This is a genomic window from Microbacterium binotii (genome assembly GCF_021398715.1).
Lineage (GTDB): Bacteria > Actinomycetota > Actinomycetes > Actinomycetales > Microbacteriaceae > Microbacterium > Microbacterium binotii_A.
Genome location: NZ_CP090347.1, coordinates 389,395 through 408,112, shown reverse-complemented (window position 1 = coordinate 408,112; position 18,718 = coordinate 389,395). Strand labels below are relative to the sequence as shown.

Genomic DNA, 18,718 nt, shown 5'->3' with positions numbered 1-18,718 from the left:
GACCGCGAGGACAAACCAAAGTCAAGTTTGGTTTCTGGCGGAAGGATGCGGAACTCGTGACATCTCTCGCTGCGACGGAACCGGACTGGGACCGCGTCCCGCTGCAGCGCGCTCCGCGTCAGCAGCGCTCACGCGAGAAGGTGGCGCGAGCACTCGCGGCCGCATCCGAGCTCGTGGCACGCGAGGGCGTCGCCGCCCTGACGCTCCCGCGCGTCGCCGAGGCCGCGGGAGTCAGCGTGGGCGCGCTCTACCAGTACCTTCCCGATCGCGACGCGATCGTGCGCGCCCTCGTCGCCGAGTACCACGCACGGCTCGAGGCCCTCCTCGAGGACGCGGTCGTCCTGACGCGCGCGAGCACGCCGCCCTCCGATCCCGTCGGACATGTGATCGACGCGGTGGCCGAGATCTACCGCGACCGTGACGCGGTCCGCACCCTCGGCACCGCTTCGGCCGGGGGACTCATCGACGCCGACCGCGCGGCGCACAAGCAGCGGATGGCCGAGGCCGCCGCGCGCCTCCTCCACGCCAGCGGACTGACCCACGACGAGACGGATGCGACGGCCCGCGCCCGCGTCGCGTTCCTCGCAGCCGACGCCGTGCTGCACGACGCCTTCGCCGCCCCGCCCGCCGCGCAGGAGCAGACCCTGCAGGAGTTGCGCCTGCTCCTGCGCCGCTACCTCCAGCCCTGACTCCGCCCCGCATCCTCTCGCCCGACCCGCCTCCCCCGCCCGGCTCGGCTCCTCCCGCCCGGCTCGGCTCCCCCCGCCCGGCGCGCCTCCGCCTGCCCGGCTCGCCTGTCACAGATCGAGCCACGCGCGTCGATCTGCGACAGGGGAACACGGACGACCCCGGCTCGCCTGTCACAGATCGAGCCGCACGTGTCGATCTGGGGCAGGGGAACAGGGACGGCCCCAGCTCACCTGTCGCAGAACGACACGTGCGGGGACGGGACGCGGTCGAGCGAAGGAAGCGGCGGGGTCAGCCGATGGGTCCGCGCATGTCGTCGAAGCCGGCCGCACGGGCCGAGGTGCGCACCCAGTCGAACACGATCTGGGTCTCCGTCGACGCGACCGCGGGATCCATGCTCAGGCGCGTGGCGACGAAGTCGCGCAGCTGCTCGGGCGACGTCGTGACGACGTGGATGAGGAAGTCGGTCTGGCCGCCGAGGAAGAAGAGGTTCAGGACGTTCGGCAGGCGCGAGACCTTCTCGGCGTAGGTCTTGATCGCCGGGCGCGCCTGCGCGCGGAGCTTCACCGCGACGATGGCCTGCAGGGGAAGCCCCAGAGCGGCGAAGTCGACGTCGGCGTGGGCCGAGCCGAGGGCGCCGGACTCCCGCAGAGCCCGCACGCGCGCGTGCGTCGCCGAGGGCGAGAGCCCGACCCGCGCGGCGAGCGCCGCGTTGGTCTGCGACGCGTCGCGACGCAGCTCCCAGAGGATGCGCTCGTCCACCGGATCGGCCCGTCGGTTCTGCGCCTGCATCACACCCACCCCCGCATCCGGCCGGAGATTGTCCGGAATTCTCTCGCTACTGAGAATTCTCTTCGGCAGGTAGTGATTCTGACACGGTTTTCTTCTAGATTCGGCCCGCTCCAGACGAACATCCTGATACATCGAAACGAAGGACGGCGCCATGCGCATCGGAATCCCCGCCGAGGTCAAGAACCACGAGTACCGCGTCGCCGCCACGCCGGCCGGCGTGCGCGAGCTGGTGCGGCACGGCCACGATGTCGCGGTACAGAGCGGCGCCGGGACGGGCAGCTCGATCACCGACGAGGAGTTCGCCGCCGCGGGCGCTCGCCTCGTCGACGTCGCCGAGGCCTGGTCGGCGGAGCTCGTGCTCAAGGTCAAGGAGCCGGTGGCCTCCGAGTACGGCTACCTGCGCGACGACCTCACCCTCTTCACCTACCTGCACCTGGCCGCCGACGAGCGTCTCGTCGACGCGCTGCTCGGCGCCGGCACCACGGCGATCGCCTACGAGACCGTTCAGCTGCCCGATCGCTCCCTCCCGCTGCTCGCCCCCATGAGCGAGGTGGCCGGGCGCCTGTCCGTGCTGACCGGCGGCTACCACCTCCTCGGTTCGCAGGGCGGCCGCGGTGTGCTGCTGGCCGGGGTCCCCGGCGTGCGCCCCGCGAAGGTCGCGGTCATCGGCGGCGGCATCGCGGGCAGCAATGCGGTCGCGCAAGCCGTCGGGCTCGGCGCCGACGTCACCGTGCTCGACATCTCGATCCCGCGGCTGCGCCAGCTCGACGATCTGTACCGCGGCGCCGTGCGCACGGTGGCATCCAGCGCGTACGAGATCGAGCGCACGGTGCTGGATGCGGACCTCGTCATCGGTGCCGTCCTCATCCCCGGCGCGAAGGCGCCGCACCTCGTCTCGCACGAGATCGTCGAGCGGATGAAGACCGGAAGCGTCCTCGTGGACATCGCCATCGACCAGGGCGGGTGCTTCGAAGACTCCCACCCGACGACCCATGACGATCCGACGTTCCGTGTCGGCCCCACGATCTTCTCGTGCGTGGCGAACATGCCGGGCGCCGCGGCGGGCACTTCGACCCCGGCCCTGACCAACGCGACGCTGCCCTACGCGCTCGCCCTCGCCGACAAGGGCTGGGAACGGGCGCTCGCCGATGACCCGGCCCTCGCGCTCGGACTGAACACGCTCCGCGGTGCGATCGCGAACGCGGGCGTCGCCGCCGCCTTCCCCGACAAGCCGCGCACCTGACCCACCGGATGCGGGGTGGCCCGCATCCGCAACACAGGAGATCACCACTCATCAGGACGATTCCGGCGGATCCGTCCTGATGAACGCACACCTTCCTGCGCAACGCACATCGCGCGCGCCTGACGCCGGTCGAGTGAGCGTGGCGCAGATTACGGCGGCGTTTCCCGCACCTGCGAATCGCGGCGAATGCTTGCTCCGCGCGGGGTGCGTACGGTTTCATGAACCAACTTGGTCAAACGTCCAACTGCGACGGAGCAGGGACGAAGGAGGCGCTCATGCAGGAAACGCGGCGACCCGTGGCGGTCGTGACCGGTGCGAGTTCGGGGCTCGGACGTGGATACGCGGAGCGTTTCGCCGCCCGCGGCCACGACCTCGTGCTCATCGCCCGCCGGGCGGACCGACTCGAGGAGCTCGCCGCCGCAGTACGCGCGCAGCACGGCCGGCAGGTCGACGTCATTCCCGCGGACCTCACCGATCCCGCCGCTCCCGGCCGGATCGCGGCCGAGCTCGCGAAGCGCTCGCTCACGGCCGAGGTGCTGGTGAACTGCGCCGGATTCGGTACCGCCGGAGCCTTCGCCGGTGAGGACCCGGCGCGGATCGCACAGGAGATCGCGGTCGACGTGACCGCCCCCACGGTGCTCACCCGGCTACTGCTGCCCGACCTCCTCGCCGCCGACGGCGGCATCCTCCTCATGATCTCCAGCACGGCGGGGCACCAGCCCACCCCGAATCTCGCCGTGTACGGCGCATGCAAGGCGTTTCTCACCTCGCTCACCGCGTCGATCTGGGAGGAGAACCGCGGGTCCCGGATGCGGGTGCTCGCCGTGTGCCCGGGCCCGACGGCGACGGAGTTCTTCGAGGCGTCGGGTTCCGAGCAGTTCAAGGTGGGACGCGTCGGCACGATCGACGAGGTGCTCGACGCGACGTTCGCTGCCCTCGACGCCCGCCGCGGACCCGTCGTCACGGTCGGCTGGGGCAACCGCATCCAGTCCATCGGCGCGAAGCTCGCTCCGCGCCGGCTGACGCTCAGGGTCGGACGCACCGCGACCGAGCGCGCGGGACGGGGCGCCTGATGCGCCGGCTCTCCTTCGAGGAGCGTCGCAGCGAACTGCTCGACGCGGCCGTGCGGGTCATCGGTCGCGAGGGACTGGCCGCGGCCACCACGCGCGCGATCGTCGCCGAGGCCGACATGCCGCTGGGGGCGTTCCACTACGTGTTCGCCTCGCGCGACGACCTGATCGCCGCGATCGTCGAGCACATCACCGAGCAGGAGCGCCTCGCGGCCTGGATGGATGCCGACACCGACGCGACGTGCGCCGAGGTGCTGGCGCGAGGGCTGGACGCCTACCTGCGGCTGCTCGAATCGGAACCGCAGCGCGAGATGACCCTGCTCGACGTCGCCACGCACGCGATGCGGCACGACCCTGATGCGGTGAAGCGCCAGTGGGCCACCTATCGCGCCGCGGCGCGCGCCAGCCTCTCCTACGCCGCCGAACTCGCCGACATCGCCTGGACACGCCCGCTCGACGAGCTCGCGTGGTCGCTGGCGAGCTGCCTGGACGGACTCACCCTCTCGTGGCTCAGCACGCGCGACTCGGATGCGGCACGCCGCCACATCCGTCTGCTCGCCGATGCCTTCGCCGCCTACGCCACCCCCGTGAAGGAGACCACCGATGCTGACTGAGACCGATGCCCGTGTGCTCGCGCTCACCAACGCGCGAGCCGTGCTGGGGGCACTCCCCCGCCTGGTCGAGCTCGTGCCCGAGGCCGGACGGATCCTCGGGACCCTGCCCGCGCCGACGACGCTGTCGCTCGTCGCGCCGGGGATCCCCGTGACGCGATACCGCTTCGCCCCTGACGGCATCGCCCCGGTCTCCGAGGGCCGAGGACCGACGCTGATGTTCCGTTCCGTCGACCACCTCAACGCCGTCATCGCCGGCACCGCGCAGCCCATCCCGATCGCCGGCCCCGCCGGCATCCGCTTCCTGACGCGCGTGTTCACCCCGCTCACCGACCTGCTCGGGGTCTACCTGAAGCCCGATGACGAGCGCCTCGCGGATGCGGAGTTCCGCCGCCGCAGCACGCTGCTGACCCTCGAGGTCGCGGCGCGCGCGATCGCGGTCGTCGGCAACGAGGACACGAGCGGGCGCTTCTCCGCGGCGCACATGCCCGACGGCGATCTCGACCTCGAGATCGGCGACGAGCTGCGCTACCGGCTCGAGGTCAAGAACCACCGCATCCGCCTCGATGACGAACTCTCGGACCCGCCGCGCGCCGCCCTCCGCTTCGCGGACCTCGACGTCGCCGGGGGCGTGATCAGCGGCCGCGACAGCGCGCTGGCCTGCGTCTGCGACGGCAGGCTCGCCATGCGCGGCTTCATCCCCCTCGTCGACAACACCAGCCGCATCCTCGACCGCGTCGGCGCCTACCTCGGAGCGTGATCATGAGCACCCCCACCCTGACCCCCGTCTACAGCTACACGAAGAGCAACGAGGCGTTCGCCCGCGCCGTGAAGGTCATCCCCGGCGGCGTCCCCGGGCACCTCGGCCCCTCCGAAGGCTGCTTCATTCCCCGATCGGCATACCCGCTGTTCTCCGAACGTGCCGAGGGCACCCGGTTCTGGGACGTCGACGGCAACGAGTACATCGACTACATGTGCGGCTACGGGCCGAACGTGCTCGGCTACGGCGACGCGGATGTGGCCGCCGCCGCCCAGGCTCAGGCGCGCAAGGAGGACGTGGTCTCCCTTCCCTCGACCACGATGATCGACCTGGCGGAGCTGCTGGTGGACACCGTCGCGAGCGCCGATTGGGCGTTCTTCGCGAAGAACGGCGGCGACACGACGACGCTGGCCATCATGACCGCCCGCGCCGCGACGGGCCGCCGGCGCATCGTCTTCATCGAGGGGTACTACCACGGCGTCGCTCCGTGGACCCAGAAGCTCGACTACCCCGGCGTGCTCGACACCGACGTGCAGGGCAACATCGAGGTGCCCTGGAACGACATCGAGGCCATGCGGCGGGTGTTCACCGAGCATCGCGGTGAGATCGCCGCACTCATCGCCCAGCCGTACAAGCACGGCAACTTCTTCGACAACGCACTCCCCGCCCAGGGGTACTGGCAGGCGGTGCGGCGGCTCTGCGACGAGCACGGCGTCGTGCTGATCGTCGACGACGTGCGTGCCGGCTGGCGTCTGGACCTCGCCGGCAGCGACCACTTCTACGGCTTCGAGGCCGACCTCATCTGCTTCTGCAAGGCCATCGCGAACGGTTACAACATGTCGGCGCTGTGCGGGAAGGACAGCCTGCGCGAGGCGGTGTCGAGCATCACCTACACCGGCAGCTACTGGATGAGCGCCGTGCCTTTCGCCGCCGGCATCGCGACGATCGAGAAGCTCAAGGCGATCGACGGCCCCGCCCTCTTCCGCGAGCTCGGCACCACGCTGACGACCGGGCTCACCGAGGTCGCCGCGTCGCACGGCCGAACGCTCGTCGCCTCCGGCGAGCCGGCCCTGTTCTATCTGCGCCTCGCCGACGACGAGTCGCTCATGCTCCACCAGCGGTGGATCGCCGAATGCGTGCAGCGCGGAGCGTTCTTCAGCTCCCACCACAACCACTTCATCAACGCGGCCCTCACGAGCGCCGACATCACCCGGACGCTCGAGATCGCCGACGAGGCGTTCCGCGCGATCGAGGCATGACGGCGCTGCCGGCACTGCGCACGCGTGGTGCGGCCGTCGGCGCCGCCTACGCTGCGCAGGGCCTCGGCTACGCGACGATCGTCACTGCTCTGCCGACGATCAAGGATCGTGTCGACATCGGCGACGACGCGGTGTCGCTGCTCCTGCTCGCGACCTGCCTCGCCGCCGCTCTCGGATCCGTGCTCGCCGACGTGATCGCCGTGCGGGCGGGCAGTAGGCTCGCCCTCGCCTCCGGGCTCGCCGCGCAGGCGGTGGGACTCCTCTTCGTCAGCTTCACCGCATCCCTTCCCGTGCTGATCGTCGCGATCGTGCTCTACGGCGTGGGCCTGGGCGCGGTCGACGCGTCGTCGAACATGCAGGGCTCGCTGCTGCAGCGCCACCACGAGCGCCCGGTGTTCGGCCGGCTGTACGCCGGGTACACGGGCGCGGCGATCGTCGCCACCGGGGTCACGGCGGCGGTGCTGGCCACCGGCGCTCCCGCGGGTCTGACCCTGGTCATCGCAGCGGCGGCGCAGATCGCGATCGCCGGATGGGGCCTCGGGGCCTTCGATCCCACGCGCGCGGCGCACGAGGTCGACGACACGGCCGCATCCCGCCCGGCCTTGCCGCGCCGAGCGATCTGGGCCGTGGGTGCGATCGTGTTCGCGGCGTTCGTGGTGGACTCCGCGGTCGCGAGCTGGAGCACGATCTACCTCACCGACGGGCTCCGGGCCGACCCGGGCGTCACTCCCCTCGGCTACGGGGCGTACCTCGTCGCGATGCTGGCGGCGCGACTGGGCACGGACCCGCTCGTGCGACGGATCGGACGGATGCGGCTGGGTGTCGCGGCGGTCGTCGTGGCCGTGGCCGGCGCCGTGCTGGTGGCGGCGGCGCCGTTCGTGCCGACGGCGATCCTCGGCTTCGCGGCGATGGGCGTGGCATCGGGGGCGCTCGTGCCGATCGCGTTCAGCCGTGCCGGCGAGCTGCTTCCGGAACGCAGCGACGAGGTGATCGCGCGCGTGAACCTCTTCAACTACGCGGGCGCCGTCGCCGGAGCGGTCGCGCTCGGACTCATCGCCGCAGGGCCGTCGCTCGGCCCCGCATTCCTCGTGCCCGCCGTCATCCTGGCCGCACTGTCGCCGCTGCTGCGCACTCTCCGCCGCCACTGACCTCGCCGACCCCGTCTCCCACCCCCACTCGCCTGTCCCACATCGACGCGCCGCACCCGTTCTCAGCCAGGCGAGCGTGGAGGTTCCTTGTTCCCCTGTCACAGATCGACGCCGGCGGCGCGATCTGTGACAGGGGAACAGGGAGGCGGCGCGCGAGCGGAAGGCTCAGCGGGCGAGGGCGGCGCGGATGCGCGCCATCGTCTCCAGTGTGAGGCGCGTGCGCTCCTGATCCTCGGCCGCGGCGGTCCCTTCCGCCTCGACGAGGGCCACGAAACGCTCCACCTCGCCGCGCAGCGAGTGACGCTCCTCGGGGATCTCCACGGCCTCGCGATCGCCGTCGACGGCGTGACGCACCACGCGGCGCGGGCTGACGAGATCGTCGATCGAGAGGGTGGCCTGCTCCCCCTCGATCTCGCTCGGACGCCCGGCGTTCGTGATCTTCGAGTATGAGACGTCCACCACGAGACCCGGGTAGCCGAGCAGCGCAACGCCGGCTCCGTCTGCGCCGCTCGCGATCGGCACATCCAGCGCCTGCACCGTGTCGGGGCGGCCGAACAGCAGCATGGCCGCGTGCACGCTGTAGACGCCGAGATCCGCGAGGGCACCGCCACCCATCGCGGGGTCGAAGATGTTGACCCGCCGCCCCGCCAGCACGTCGTCGTAGCGCGAGGACCGCTTGCCGTAGTGCAGCGACGCACGCCGCAGGACGCCCAGCGTCGGGAGCAGGTCGCGCACGACACCGATGCCGGGGTCGTAGGCCATCCGCATGCCCTCCATGAGGACGAGCCCGCGCTGCGTCGCCTCCCGGGTGAGCGCGATCCACTCCTGCTCGGAGTCGACGGCCGGCTTCTCGACGAAGACGTGCCTGCCGGCGGCGAGCGCCGCGCGGATCTGCTCGGCATGAACCGAGTTGGGCGAGCCGACGTACACCGCGTCGATCTCCGGGTCGGCCAGCACCGCATCCAGATCGGATGCGGCGTGCGGCGCACCGATGCGCCGGGCGATCTCGACGGCGCGGTCCGCGTCGCGAGAGGTCGCCGTGTGCAGCGCGATGCCGTCGACCTGGGTGACGGCGCGGGCGAAAGCCTCGGTGATGATGCTGGAGCCGATCGTGGCGACGTTGATCATCGCACCAGCGTAGGCGGGGCCGCGTGGGCGACGGCGCTCACGCGAGCGCGAGCGCCCGGTGAACGGACGCGACAGCGCTCGATCCCTCGCCGACAGCCGCTGCCACCCGCTTCATGGATCCGCGCCGCACGTCGCCGGCGGCGAAGAGCCGGGGCAGCGAGGTCTCGAACGGCAGCGGCTCGCGTCCCAGCTGCTGCCAGCGGGAGATCGACTGCACGGTGACGTCGGTGCCGGTGCGCAAGAACCCGTGGTCGTCTCGGTCGAGCGTTCCGAGCCAGGATGTGGCGGGCTCGGCCCCGATGAAGCAGAACAGCCCACGGGCGTCGACATCGCCGACGGTGTCGATGCGTACGCTCTCGAGGACGCCGTCGCCGTCCAACGCCGTCACGTTGGCGGCCGTGTGGATGCGGACCCCGGGGCTCTCCAGCAGCCGGTCCACGAGGTAGCTCGACATGCGCTGGCGCAGGTCCGTCCCGCGCACCACGAGGTGCACGGGACAGCCGTTGCCGGAGAGATAGAGGGCGGCTTGTCCCGCAGAGTTCGCGCCGCCGACGACGACGGAGGGCGCACCCGCGACCTGATGCAGTTCGAGAGGCGTCGCCGCGTAGTAGATGCTCGAGCCTTCGAACCGCGACCACCCCTCGATGTTGAGGCGGCGGTAGGCGGCACCCGAGGTGACGATGGCGGTGCGGGTGCGGATGAGGCGGCCGTCGGCGAGGGTGACCTCGAGTCCTTCGGGGACCTCGGCGATCGCGACGGCCTCGCAGGGGGCGTAGACCCGCACCCCGAACTTGAGCGCCTGCAGCGTCGCCTGGCCGATGAGCTGGCCTCCGCTGACGCCGAACGGGAAGCCGAGGAAGTTCTCGATACGAGAGGTCGCGGCGGCCTGGCCGCCGGGCGCCACGGCATCGAGGAGCACCGTGTTCAGCCCCTCCGATGCGCCGTAGATCGCCGCGGCGAGCCCCGCGGGCCCGCCGCCGATCACGACGAGGTCGACGGCCGCATCCGTCTCGGCCTGATAGCTCAGTCCCAGCCGGTCGGCGACGATGCCGGGCGTCGCACGCGGGACCGGCTCCCCCTGCAGGTAGGCGATCGGCAGGTCCTCGATCCGCACGCCGTGATCGGCGTGCACGCCCATGTCGTCGGGATCCACCTCGACGGCGGTGTGCACGAGGTCGAGCCGCTCGGCGAAGCGGTCGAGGGCGAGGAACTCGCGCGATCCCCGGAGCCCGACGAACTTGAGCGTGAGGGCGGCGGGGCCGGTTCGCAACGACTCCCGGCGGTCCCACAGGGCGTGCAGGATCAGGTCGCAGAGCTCGTCGTCCTCCGCCATCAACCGACGCAGCTGCGCACGCGGCACCCGCAGGATGCGGCCGGGCTCGGCGACACGGGCGGAGAGGAAGGCGCCCTGCCCGTTCAGCAGGCTCAGCTCACCCGCGAACGTGCGCGCACCCATGCGTGTGAGCACGACCTCGTCGACCCAGCCCAGACCGTCGCGCACGATCTCGATCTCGGCGGTGTCGACGAGGATCATGTCGTAGTCGTGGTCGCCGGAGCGGAACACGTAGTCCCCGGCGACCACCTCCTCTGCGGTGCCGTACGCGCACAGCCGCTCCCACTGCGCGTCGGTCAGGTCGGAGGGACGAGTCGGCACGGCGACGGTCTCGTGGCTCATACGCGGGATTGTCCTCGTCGGTCGGCTCCGCCACAACTCGACGGGCGCGTCACCCGCGTTCGGGGCCCATGAGCGGGCGCAGGGCCCGCGTGAGGGCGGCGATGTCGGCGCGATCCGACCCCGCCAGAACCTCCGCCTCCCGCCGCACGAGCTCCGTCATGGCCGCATCCACCACTCTGATGCCCTCATCGGTCAGCAGGATGTAGACGCTGCGTCCGTCCGAGGGATTGCGCTTTCGCACCACGAGTCCTCGCGTCGAGAGGTTCGCCAGCCGATGCGACATCGTCGCGCTCGTGATCATCGTCCGTTCGATCAGCTGCGCGGGGCTCAGCCGGTGCGGAGGATCGGCGCGGCGCAGCGCCGCGAGCACGTCGAACTCCCAGGACGCCAGGCCCGCTGTCGCGAACGCCGCGGCACGCAGTCGGTCGAGCCGGATCGCCGCACGACGCAGCCTCGACATGACGTCGAGAGGAGTGAGGTCGATATCGGGCAGGCGCCTGCCCCACGCGTCGATCAGCAGATCGACCTCGTCGTCTCGACGGTCATCGCTCACACGACGACGGTAGCGTGCGCAGGCGGCTCGCAGGCGGCATCCCCATCTCCCGCGGGGAGTGCGAGGATCGAGGGGGCGAACCCACCGGCGGACGGAGCACACGAATGACCTCGTACAACGACCACGTGATCGCTGAGTTCCGACGAAACGGCGGCCGGGTGGAGAACTTCGGCGACGCCCTCATCCTGCTGCACCACATCGGCGCCCGCAGCGGCCTTGAGCGCATCGCCCCGCTCATGGCGCTGCCGGACGGCGCCGACGCGTGGCTGATCGCCGCATCCAAGGCGGGGGCCAAGGACAACCCGGCCTGGTTCCACAATCTCCGCGCACACCCCGACGTGACGATCGAGACGCCGTCGGGCGACGTGCATGTGACGGCCCGCGTGCTCGATCCCTCCGAACGGGATGCGGCATGGCGACGCTTCCTCGAGGCGAGCCCCGGTTTCGGCGACTACGAGCGACGCACGACGCGCACCATCCCGGTCGTCCGTCTGGAACGCCGATGACGGGTCAGCCCGGAGTCGACGTCCCCGATGCGCGTGGACGCACGGGCCTCGACCTCGCAGGGCGCGACCTGGACGGCAACCCCAGGGTGCGGGTGCGCGAGGTCCGCGTGCTCACCTCGAACTGGTTCGTGACGCGCACGACGACCTTCGACTTCCAGCATTCGGACGGCACCTGGACCACCGAGCACCGCGAGACGTACGACCGCGGCGACGGAGCGTGCATCCTGCTCTACGACGCCGAGGCACGCACCGTGCTGCTGACGCGTCAGTTCCGCTACCCGGTCTACGTCAACCGGCATCCCGACGGCATGCTGATCGAGGCCGCGGCGGGCCTGCTCGACGACGACGCTCCCGAGGCGGCCATCCGGCGTGAGGCCGAGGAGGAGACCGGGCGCCCGGTCGGCGAGGTGGAGCACGTCTTCGACGTCTACATGAGCCCCGGCTCGGTGACCGAGCGGCTGCACTTCTTCGCCGCGCCGTACCGTCGCGGCGACGTCGTGTCGGGCGCGCGGGCGGGATTGGCCGACGAGGGCGAGGACATCGAGGTGCTCGAGCTCGATGTCGACGACGCGCTCGCGCGCATCGGTGTCGACATCATCGACGCGAAGACGATCATGCTCCTGCAGTGGGCGGCGCTGCGCGGACCGTTCTCGGCGGCCCGTTCGTGACGACGCGGCTGCTGCTGATCTCGGACACCCACATCCCGCCGCGAGCGCGAACGCTCCCGGATGCGGTGCGCCGCCTCGCGGACGACGCCGATCTGATCGTGCACGCCGGAGACTGGGTCGTCGCGGATGTCCTGGACGATCTCGCGCGGCACGGCGAGGTCGTGGGCGTCTACGGCAACAACGACGGGGCGGACCTACGCGCCCGGCTTCCGGTGATCGCACACCGTCGGATCGAGGGCGTCCGGATGAGCGTGGTGCACGAGACGGGCGACGCACGCTCGCGGGAGCGGCGGATGGATGCGGCGTACCCCGAGACCGACCTCCTCGTGTTCGGGCACAGCCACATCCCGTGGGACACCGTCACGCCGGCGGGGCTGCGTCTGCTGAATCCGGGCTCCCCGACGGACCGGCGCCGTCAGAGCGACCACACCTGCATGACGGTCACGATCGACGACGCTCGCGTCGAGGCGACGCTCGTCAGCCTCTGACCCGCGCGGTCAGCCCTCGTTCTCCGGTGCCAGCGACCAGATAGAGGAAGGGTCGCCTGCGCTCCGCTGCAGGATGACGTACTCGGTCTCGGGATGGTCGGCGATGAAGCGCCGCGCGGCCTCGAGCGACATCACTCGCGCCGTCACCTCATCGCCGTTGCGCTCCGACCAGGCGTTCTTGAACTGGACGCGGTACTCCTTCATGCCATCCGACCCGGTCACTGGATCCGGTCGATCTGCACTCGAATGAGGTCCGCCTCCGGGAAGCGGGCAAGCAGCAGATCGGCGACCTCGCGGCCGGTGTCGGCCGCACTCGCCGACGCGTCCGCGGCGATGCGCACCTGAACGAGCTCCGAGGCGGCTTCTCCGGTCACGAGCGGGGTGATGGAGCCGAGTGCGCCGGCCACCGCATCCGCGACGCGCGGCGGGAAGACCGCGGCGACGCCGGAGGAGGTGAGGACGAGCTCGGTCACCGCATCCCGCGGCGCAGAGGGCAGGTTCATGACACGTCCTTCGGTGACTGGGGGGCGTGGATGTCCTCGATCGTGACGTCGATCGCGGCGACGTCGAGATCGGTGTGGCGCTCGACGACCTCCGCGACCCGGCGCCGCACGTCGTCGGCCACGGCGTGGGCGTCGAGATCCCAGGCGATGGATGCGGTGATGTCGATCGTCACCGGGGCGCCGAGCTCCTCGACGTCGCCGATGATGCGCGTGCGCCCGATGAACACACCGTCGAGCTCGTCGGCGGCCGAGCGCAGGAGGGTGCGCACCGCCCCCTCGGCGACGGTGATCCGCACTCTCGGGTCGGGGTGGCGCACCGGCAGATCACGTCCGGACCGCAGCTCGGCCGCGACCTGATCGAGGATGCCGCCGAACCATCCCGCCGACGGCTCGGGAAGCGAGGCCGCGTCGGCGGCGAACAGATCGCGGGAGAGGTCTCCGACGCGGGAGAGGGACTCGAGGGCGTTCAGGCACTCCGGGCACTGTTCGATCTCGGCGTCGCGCGGCGAGCGCCCCGCCTCCAGATACTCGCTCAGCTCCTGGATCGTGCGTCCGCAGTCGAGGACGTCGGATGAGGCGTTCGATGCGGTCATCGCCATCCCTCCATCCCGATCATGATGCTCGCTCTGGCACGGGCGAGGTTCCCGCGGACCGTGCTCACCGGCACGTCCAGTTCCTCCGCGATCTCGGAGTAGCCGAGACCCGCGGCTTCCCGGAGCAGCCAGGTCCGTCGCTGCGCCTCCGGCAGTCTCTCCAACTCCGCCGAGAGTGCCGCGAGTCTAGCGTTGCGTTCGGCGACGTGCTCGGGCCTGGTGCTCTCGGGTGTGGAAGGTTCCCACTCATCGAACCCCTCCTCCTTCGCCGAACGGCGCAGGACCCGCAGTGCTTCGCGCGACGCGATGCGCAGCAGCCAGGCCTTGACCGACGAACCGTCGCGGAGGGTCGGCAGCTGCCGCCACGCGACGACGAAGGCATCCTGCACCACGTCGTCGGCGTCGGCTTGCGAGCGGAGCATGCGCGCGATGTACGCGCGCATGAGCGGGCTGTGCCGACGGACGATCTCCGCGAAGGCTGCGACGTCGTCATCGACCGCCCGCTCCACCAGGATGCGGTCGGACAGCGCTGCGAGGCCCCTCGCCCCCGTCTCGGGCTCCGCCATCGGCTCCTCCGAAATCCGCCGGAACTTTTCTGTGACGATCCGGCGGGTAGGTGCCTCATGTCAGTAGGGCGAAGTTAGCGCCGACGACGAGAACCGTCTCGCGCTCTTGTCACCGCCCTGGCAACGAGATAAAGGAGCACATCATGGCCACTGAGCAGAAGACCACCCCTACCGTCGCCCCCGCCCGCGTCGACCGCGGCACCACCGGCACGACCGGAGCCGCCCCGACGGTCGCGGCCGCAGGTCGGACCGTCATCGCCGATGGCGTGGTCGCGAAGGTCGCCGGCATCGCAGCGCGAGAGGTTCCCGGCGTCTACGCGCTCGGCGGCGGCGGCGCCCGCGCTCTCGGGATGATCCGCGACGCCATCAACGCGACGGACCTCACGCAGGGTGTGAAGGTCGAGGTCGGCGAGACGCAGGCCGCGGCCGATCTGACGATCGTCGTGGAGTACCCGGCCCCCATCCAGGAGGTCGCCGCCGGCGTACGTGCCGCGGTGGCCGGCGCGATCTCGCGCTTGGTCGGCCTCGAGGTCGTCGAGGTCAACGTCGAGGTCAACGACGTGCACCTTCCCGGCGACGACACGGACGACGACACCGAGGCGCGCGTCGCATGAGCGCCACGGTGAGCGGAGCGCTCGTGGGTGCGGTGCTCGCCGTGTCCGCCCTCCTGTTCGGCTTCTGGGGATTCCTCCTGGTGGCCCTGTTCATGGGCATCGGTGCGCTGGTCGGTCGCGTCGTGTCGGGTTCGCTCGATCTCCGCGCGCTCGCCAACGTGTTCTCCGGCCGCCGGACATCATGAGCACCGCGACCTGGCCCGCGCTCGGCGGCGGGATGACACCCGCCGCCGAGACGGTCCTGCCGGGCCGGACGCTCGTGGCCGAGCGTGCTCTGGTCGCCGTGTGCGAACAGGTGGCTGCACGGGCCGTGGGCATCACCCGGCGCGAGGTCACGGTCAGGCTCGGCGCGACCGCCGGAGCGCTGGCGGTCCGGGTGGAGGCTCCGCTTCCTGTCCCCGACCTGTCGGATGAGGCGGTGTCCGCCGAGTCCGACACCGTCACCGCGCGCGGACACCGCATCCGCGAACAGATCCGCACCGACATCGCGGCCCTCACCGGCCGCGAGGTGCGCCGCATCGACCTCACGATCACCGGCGCCCGCATCGAGAAGAGGAGGAGGGTCAGATGAGTGCCACCCCTTCGCCGGACCGCGCGCTCGCGCGCGTGCAACGGCGTGAGACCCACTCGCCGCGGTCGACGGCCATGGTCGTCGCCGTGGTGCTGGTGATCGCGCTGATCGCCTATCTCGGGGTTGAGACCGTGCTGGTCATGTCGGGCGCGCCCGCGCTCGTCGCCGCCCCGACCGACCTGCTGCGCGGTCTCTCCGCGGCGTCCGGCGCGGCGATGACCGCGATCGGCGCCGCCGTCGCCCTGGTGGGTGCGGTCTTCGTGGTCATCGCCGTCACCCCGGGCCGACTGGCGAAGCACACCATGGCCGCCGTCGACGGCACGATCGTCGTGGTGGACAACGGCGTGATCGCCGCCGCCCTGGCCCAGCATCTGAGCGACGCCCTCGGCATCGACCGGCGCCGGCTCACCGTCGGAGTGGGCCACCGCCGCGTCGATGTCACCGTGCGCCCCGAGACGGGTCTCGGCATCGATCTCGACGAGGTGCGCGCCGTATCCGAAGCGGAGCTGGACACGTACCGGCTGAGCCCGTCGGTCACGCTGAGCGTGCACCGCCGCCTCGACAAGAAGGAGGAGCGATGAACACCACCCGTCGCGGTCTCAACCGCACCCTCGTCCTCGTCATCGGTCTCATCGCCGTCGCCTCGGGAGGCGCCGTCGTGTGGGCGTCCGTCTCAGCCGACGCCCACGGACTGTGGACGCGAGCCCTCACCACCGCCGCCGACGCCGTGGACTCCGCGCACACCTCGACCCTCGTCGGCGGGGGACCGGTGTCATGGGCCGGCGTCGGCGCGGTCGCCGGCACAGTGATCCTCATCGCGCTCCTGCTCATCCCCGTCGTGCTGTTGGCGCACCGGCGTTCGCGCACCGTGCTGCGCAGCACCGAGACGGATGCGACGTCCGGCCGTGTCGTCGTCCGGGAGGGATTCGCCTCCGACGCGGTCACCGCATCGCTGGCGCGACGGGCCGACATCCTCTCGACGCGCGTCGTGGCCGACGACGTTCGCAACGCGCCCGTGCTCCATGTGTCCGTGACCCCCCGCCCCCAGGCGTCGCCTCGCGACATCGCCGACCACGTCGCCGCCGTCGGTGCCCGTCTCGACGCTCTGCTGGACCGCCCCACGCGGACATACATCTCGCTTCACGCAGGACTCCGGGCGCGTCTCGCCTCGGACCGGCGCACCCTCACGTGACCGCGCACCGCGCGCGGGTCATCCGAAAGAGAAAGGAGACCCCCATGGGACTCGACGACAAGATCAAGAACGCTGCTGAGGACCTCGTCGGAAAGGCCAAGGAAGCCGCCGGAAAGGTCACGGGCAACGAGAAGCTCGAGGCCGAGGGCAAGGCCGAGCAGGCCAAGTCCGACCTCAAGCAGGCCGGAGAGAACGTCAAGGACGCCCTCAAGTAAGCCGGAACGGACGTGCCCCGCGGCCCTCGGTCGCGGGGCACGTCGCTGCGGGGATATCGCTCGCGGGCTCCGGCTGCGACGATCGACGGGTGCCCGCTGCCGCTTCCCCCACCCGCTCGCGGATCGTCATCGCTCCCGACAGCTTCAAGGGATCGATCGACGCGACGAGCGCGGCACGCGTCCTGGCCGAGGGATGGCGGAGCGTCCGCCCCGACGACGAGCTGCTGCTGCGGCCGATGGCCGATGGCGGCGAAGGCACGCTGGATGCGTTCGCCGCCGCGATCCCGGGCTCTCGACGCGTTCCCATCACCGTGACCGGTCCGACGGGACGACGGATCGACTCCCACTGGCTGATGCTGCCGGGCGACCACCCCCGCACCGCGGTGGTCGAACTCGCGTGCACCTCCGGGATGGAGCTCGTGGGTGCCGCGGAGGCGGTCGACCCGCTGGCGACGCACACGCTCGGATTCGGCGAAGCCATCCGCGCCGCCCTCGCGGCCGGTGCCACTCGCCTGCTGCTCGGAATCGGTGGCAGCGTGTCCAGCGACGGCGGTGCGGGAGCGCTGACGGCGCTGGGGGCGATCGTCAGGGACGCGGACGGCCGCCCGGTCCCCTCCGGAGCCGCCGGACTCGCGCGCGCCGCATCCTTCGATGCCGACGACCTCATCGCTCCGCCGGTCGACGGGATCCTCGTCCTCTCCGACGTCCGCGCCCCGCTCCTGGGCCCCCACGGCGCCGCACGGGTGTTCGGGCCGCAGAAGGGAGCCGACCCCGACCAGGTGGACCGGATCGAGACCGCGCTGACGCGGTGGGCCCGCGTCGTCGGCGCCGCGGCGGACGTGGCGGGAGCGGGAGCCGCCGGCGGATGCGGCTACGGCCTCCTGGTCTGGGGCGCCCAGCTCGCGTCCGGCGCGGATGCGGTCGCCGAGACCATCGGGCTCGACGTCGCCCTCGCAGGTGCGCACCGCGTGATCACGGGCGAAGGCTCGTACGACTCCCAGTCGCTGCTGGGCAAGGCGCCCGGCGTCGTCCGCGCGTATGCAGAGGCTCGGGGCGTGCCCGTGAGCGTTGTCGCCGGCCGCTTCGGTGTGGCCGCAGGAGCGGATGACGTGTCACTGGTCGAGCTGGCGGGATCCGCCTCGGCGGCCCTGGCGGATCCGCGACGATGGCTGCGCGAAGCGGGCGCCCGCCTCGCGCGCTCGCATACCGGGCGCGATAGCGTGTAGAGACGGTACCGACGAGGCGAGGAGCGCACGATGAGTCTTCGCGCGCGACTGCGTCGGCGGGTCGAACAGGATTTGCGCAGCGCACGGGTGCTCATCGACGGCGACGCCGAGGCTCTCATCACCGGCATCCGGCGCGTCATCGACCCCGACCAGCTCGTCCTGCCCGGCGTCGGCGATCGGCCGGCCGATCTCGGCGTCGTGATCATCGACCGCAAGGCGCACGGCTCCACCCTGCACCGTGCGCAGGAGTTCTTCTCGCGGATCGACGCGCAGCTCGTCGACGACGCGCCGCGGATCTGTCTCATCGTGGGCGGCGCGACCTCGGTGGCGCCGCGCACGCTCGCGCGTCTGCTGAGCGCCGAAGTCGTCCACCAGATCGTGGTGAGCACCGCGCCCTCACTGGCCACCACGCGAGACCGCGCCGACCGCCGCCGCCTGCGCGCGCTGGGATGGCTCGGAATCGACATCCTGCGACTCGGTCGCGTCTGAACGGCGCCGCCCGAAACGCAAGGAATGCGCAAGAAATGCGCAAGATCCGCAATCCTGCCGCAAGATTCGGGCCGTTCCGTCCGAATTCCCCCGCGCACCGTCCGCATCTGGAACCGCTCTCGTACCGTAGCTCCAGCAGCATTCCGCTGCTCTCGGTGAGC

Annotated in this window: 26 protein-coding genes; 18 read left to right on the top strand and 8 right to left on the bottom strand. The window is 71.3% G+C overall.

Annotated features, from left to right (window positions below; all coding sequences use genetic code 11):
- Positions 1–56: 56 nt before the first annotated feature.
- On the top strand, positions 57–689 hold the full coding sequence (locus tag LXM64_RS02110; RefSeq protein WP_234074436.1) for a TetR/AcrR family transcriptional regulator: 633 nt from the start codon (positions 57–59) through the stop codon (positions 687–689).
- Between the two features lie 289 nt (positions 690–978).
- On the opposite strand, the gene LXM64_RS02105 is transcribed toward LXM64_RS02110, so the two are convergent.
- Positions 979–1,479, bottom strand: a complete 501-nt coding sequence (locus LXM64_RS02105) for an Lrp/AsnC family transcriptional regulator (protein WP_234075513.1) — start codon at positions 1,477–1,479, stop codon at positions 979–981.
- A gap of 151 nt (positions 1,480–1,630) precedes the next feature.
- Between LXM64_RS02105 and ald the strand changes: the two genes are divergently transcribed.
- The 6 genes from ald to LXM64_RS02075 all read left to right on the top strand — a co-directional run bounded on the left by ald (position 1,631) and on the right by LXM64_RS02075 (position 7,570).
- A complete protein-coding gene (gene ald, locus LXM64_RS02100; protein ID WP_234074435.1) occupies positions 1,631–2,722 on the top strand; it encodes an alanine dehydrogenase in 1,092 nt (363 codons plus the stop codon).
- 275 nt (positions 2,723–2,997) lie between these two features.
- A complete protein-coding gene (locus LXM64_RS02095; RefSeq protein ID WP_234074434.1) occupies positions 2,998–3,795 on the top strand; it encodes an SDR family NAD(P)-dependent oxidoreductase in 798 nt (265 codons plus the stop codon).
- On the top strand, positions 3,795–4,406 hold the full coding sequence (locus LXM64_RS02090) for a TetR/AcrR family transcriptional regulator (protein ID WP_234074433.1): 612 nt from the start codon (positions 3,795–3,797) through the stop codon (positions 4,404–4,406). Before LXM64_RS02095 ends, LXM64_RS02090 begins: the two co-directional genes overlap by 1 nt.
- The gene (locus LXM64_RS02085; RefSeq protein ID WP_137418140.1) at positions 4,396–5,163 is read left to right on the top strand and encodes a hypothetical protein; all 768 of its coding nucleotides are present in this window, start codon (positions 4,396–4,398) and stop codon (positions 5,161–5,163) included. Before LXM64_RS02090 ends, LXM64_RS02085 begins: the two co-directional genes overlap by 11 nt.
- A 2-nt stretch (positions 5,164–5,165) precedes the next feature.
- Positions 5,166–6,422, top strand: coding sequence for an aminotransferase class III-fold pyridoxal phosphate-dependent enzyme (locus LXM64_RS02080; RefSeq protein ID WP_137418141.1), 1,257 nt, complete (start codon positions 5,166–5,168; stop codon positions 6,420–6,422).
- On the top strand, positions 6,419–7,570 hold the full coding sequence (locus LXM64_RS02075; protein WP_234074432.1) for an MFS transporter: 1,152 nt from the start codon (positions 6,419–6,421) through the stop codon (positions 7,568–7,570). Before LXM64_RS02080 ends, LXM64_RS02075 begins: the two co-directional genes overlap by 4 nt.
- 165 nt (positions 7,571–7,735) lie before the next feature.
- Here the strand turns inward: LXM64_RS02075 and LXM64_RS02070 are convergent, their stop codons facing one another.
- From LXM64_RS02070 to LXM64_RS02060, 3 genes are read right to left on the bottom strand one after another with little or no spacing between them, the layout of a single operon-like run.
- On the bottom strand, positions 7,736–8,698 hold the full coding sequence (locus LXM64_RS02070; RefSeq protein WP_234074431.1) for a Gfo/Idh/MocA family protein: 963 nt from the start codon (positions 8,696–8,698) through the stop codon (positions 7,736–7,738).
- Between the two features lie 37 nt (positions 8,699–8,735).
- Positions 8,736–10,373, bottom strand: a complete 1,638-nt coding sequence (locus LXM64_RS02065) for an FAD-dependent oxidoreductase (RefSeq protein WP_234074430.1) — start codon at positions 10,371–10,373, stop codon at positions 8,736–8,738.
- Between the two features lie 49 nt (positions 10,374–10,422).
- The gene (locus tag LXM64_RS02060; protein ID WP_234074429.1) at positions 10,423–10,926 is read right to left on the bottom strand and encodes a MarR family winged helix-turn-helix transcriptional regulator; all 504 of its coding nucleotides are present in this window, start codon (positions 10,924–10,926) and stop codon (positions 10,423–10,425) included.
- Between the two features lie 104 nt (positions 10,927–11,030).
- On the opposite strand from LXM64_RS02060, the gene LXM64_RS02055 reads away from it, so the two are divergent.
- The 3 genes from LXM64_RS02055 to LXM64_RS02045 are packed head-to-tail and all read left to right on the top strand — an operon-like array spanning position 11,031 to position 12,588.
- Entirely contained in the window at positions 11,031–11,432 is a 402-nt protein-coding gene (locus LXM64_RS02055) for a nitroreductase family deazaflavin-dependent oxidoreductase (RefSeq protein ID WP_234074428.1), read from the top strand.
- Positions 11,429–12,100 (top strand): NUDIX domain-containing protein, encoded by a 672-nt coding sequence (locus tag LXM64_RS02050; protein ID WP_234074427.1) that lies wholly within the window; start codon positions 11,429–11,431, stop codon positions 12,098–12,100. Before LXM64_RS02055 ends, LXM64_RS02050 begins: the two co-directional genes overlap by 4 nt.
- On the top strand, positions 12,097–12,588 hold the full coding sequence (locus tag LXM64_RS02045; protein ID WP_234074426.1) for a metallophosphoesterase family protein: 492 nt from the start codon (positions 12,097–12,099) through the stop codon (positions 12,586–12,588). Before LXM64_RS02050 ends, LXM64_RS02045 begins: the two co-directional genes overlap by 4 nt.
- 9 nt (positions 12,589–12,597) lie before the next feature.
- On the opposite strand, the gene LXM64_RS02040 is transcribed toward LXM64_RS02045, so the two are convergent.
- From LXM64_RS02040 to LXM64_RS02025, 4 genes are read right to left on the bottom strand one after another with little or no spacing between them, the layout of a single operon-like run.
- Positions 12,598–12,792, bottom strand: coding sequence for a hypothetical protein (locus LXM64_RS02040; protein ID WP_234074425.1), 195 nt, complete (start codon positions 12,790–12,792; stop codon positions 12,598–12,600).
- A 14-nt stretch (positions 12,793–12,806) separates the two neighbouring features.
- Complete coding sequence (locus LXM64_RS02035) at positions 12,807–13,091, bottom strand: hypothetical protein (protein WP_234074424.1); 285 nt, start codon at positions 13,089–13,091, stop codon at positions 12,807–12,809.
- Entirely contained in the window at positions 13,088–13,684 is a 597-nt protein-coding gene (locus LXM64_RS02030) for an Asp23/Gls24 family envelope stress response protein (RefSeq protein WP_234074423.1), read from the bottom strand. The genes LXM64_RS02035 and LXM64_RS02030 overlap by 4 nt, the downstream gene beginning before the upstream one ends.
- A complete protein-coding gene (locus tag LXM64_RS02025) occupies positions 13,681–14,250 on the bottom strand; it encodes an RNA polymerase sigma factor (protein WP_234074422.1) in 570 nt (189 codons plus the stop codon). Before LXM64_RS02025 ends, LXM64_RS02030 begins: the two co-directional genes overlap by 4 nt.
- A 143-nt stretch (positions 14,251–14,393) precedes the next feature.
- Here LXM64_RS02025 and LXM64_RS02020 point away from each other — a divergent pair, with 143 nt between their 5' ends.
- The 8 genes from LXM64_RS02020 (at position 14,394) to LXM64_RS01985 (ending at position 18,557) form a co-directional block, all read left to right on the top strand.
- Positions 14,394–14,864 carry an Asp23/Gls24 family envelope stress response protein gene (locus tag LXM64_RS02020; RefSeq protein ID WP_234074421.1) on the top strand — a complete coding sequence of 157 codons (471 nt, stop codon included), beginning with the start codon at positions 14,394–14,396 and terminating at the stop codon, positions 14,862–14,864.
- Positions 14,861–15,049 (top strand): DUF2273 domain-containing protein, encoded by a 189-nt coding sequence (locus LXM64_RS02015; protein WP_137418153.1) that lies wholly within the window; start codon positions 14,861–14,863, stop codon positions 15,047–15,049. The genes LXM64_RS02020 and LXM64_RS02015 overlap by 4 nt, the downstream gene beginning before the upstream one ends.
- Positions 15,046–15,435: a hypothetical protein gene (locus LXM64_RS02010; RefSeq protein ID WP_234074420.1), complete on the top strand. Its 390-nt coding sequence runs from the start codon at positions 15,046–15,048 to the stop codon at positions 15,433–15,435. The genes LXM64_RS02015 and LXM64_RS02010 overlap by 4 nt, the downstream gene beginning before the upstream one ends.
- Complete coding sequence (locus LXM64_RS02005) at positions 15,432–16,016, top strand: DNA/RNA endonuclease G (protein WP_234074419.1); 585 nt, start codon at positions 15,432–15,434, stop codon at positions 16,014–16,016. Before LXM64_RS02010 ends, LXM64_RS02005 begins: the two co-directional genes overlap by 4 nt.
- A complete protein-coding gene (locus tag LXM64_RS02000) occupies positions 16,013–16,627 on the top strand; it encodes an alkaline shock response membrane anchor protein AmaP (RefSeq protein ID WP_234074418.1) in 615 nt (204 codons plus the stop codon). The genes LXM64_RS02005 and LXM64_RS02000 overlap by 4 nt, the downstream gene beginning before the upstream one ends.
- Positions 16,628–16,671: 44 nt before the next feature.
- A complete protein-coding gene (locus tag LXM64_RS01995; RefSeq protein ID WP_137418157.1) occupies positions 16,672–16,842 on the top strand; it encodes a CsbD family protein in 171 nt (56 codons plus the stop codon).
- Positions 16,843–16,931: 89 nt separating this feature from the next.
- On the top strand, positions 16,932–18,068 hold the full coding sequence (locus LXM64_RS01990) for a glycerate kinase (protein ID WP_234074417.1): 1,137 nt from the start codon (positions 16,932–16,934) through the stop codon (positions 18,066–18,068).
- A gap of 30 nt (positions 18,069–18,098) precedes the next feature.
- Positions 18,099–18,557, top strand: coding sequence for a hypothetical protein (locus LXM64_RS01985; RefSeq protein ID WP_234074416.1), 459 nt, complete (start codon positions 18,099–18,101; stop codon positions 18,555–18,557).
- Positions 18,558–18,718 lie beyond the last annotated feature (161 nt).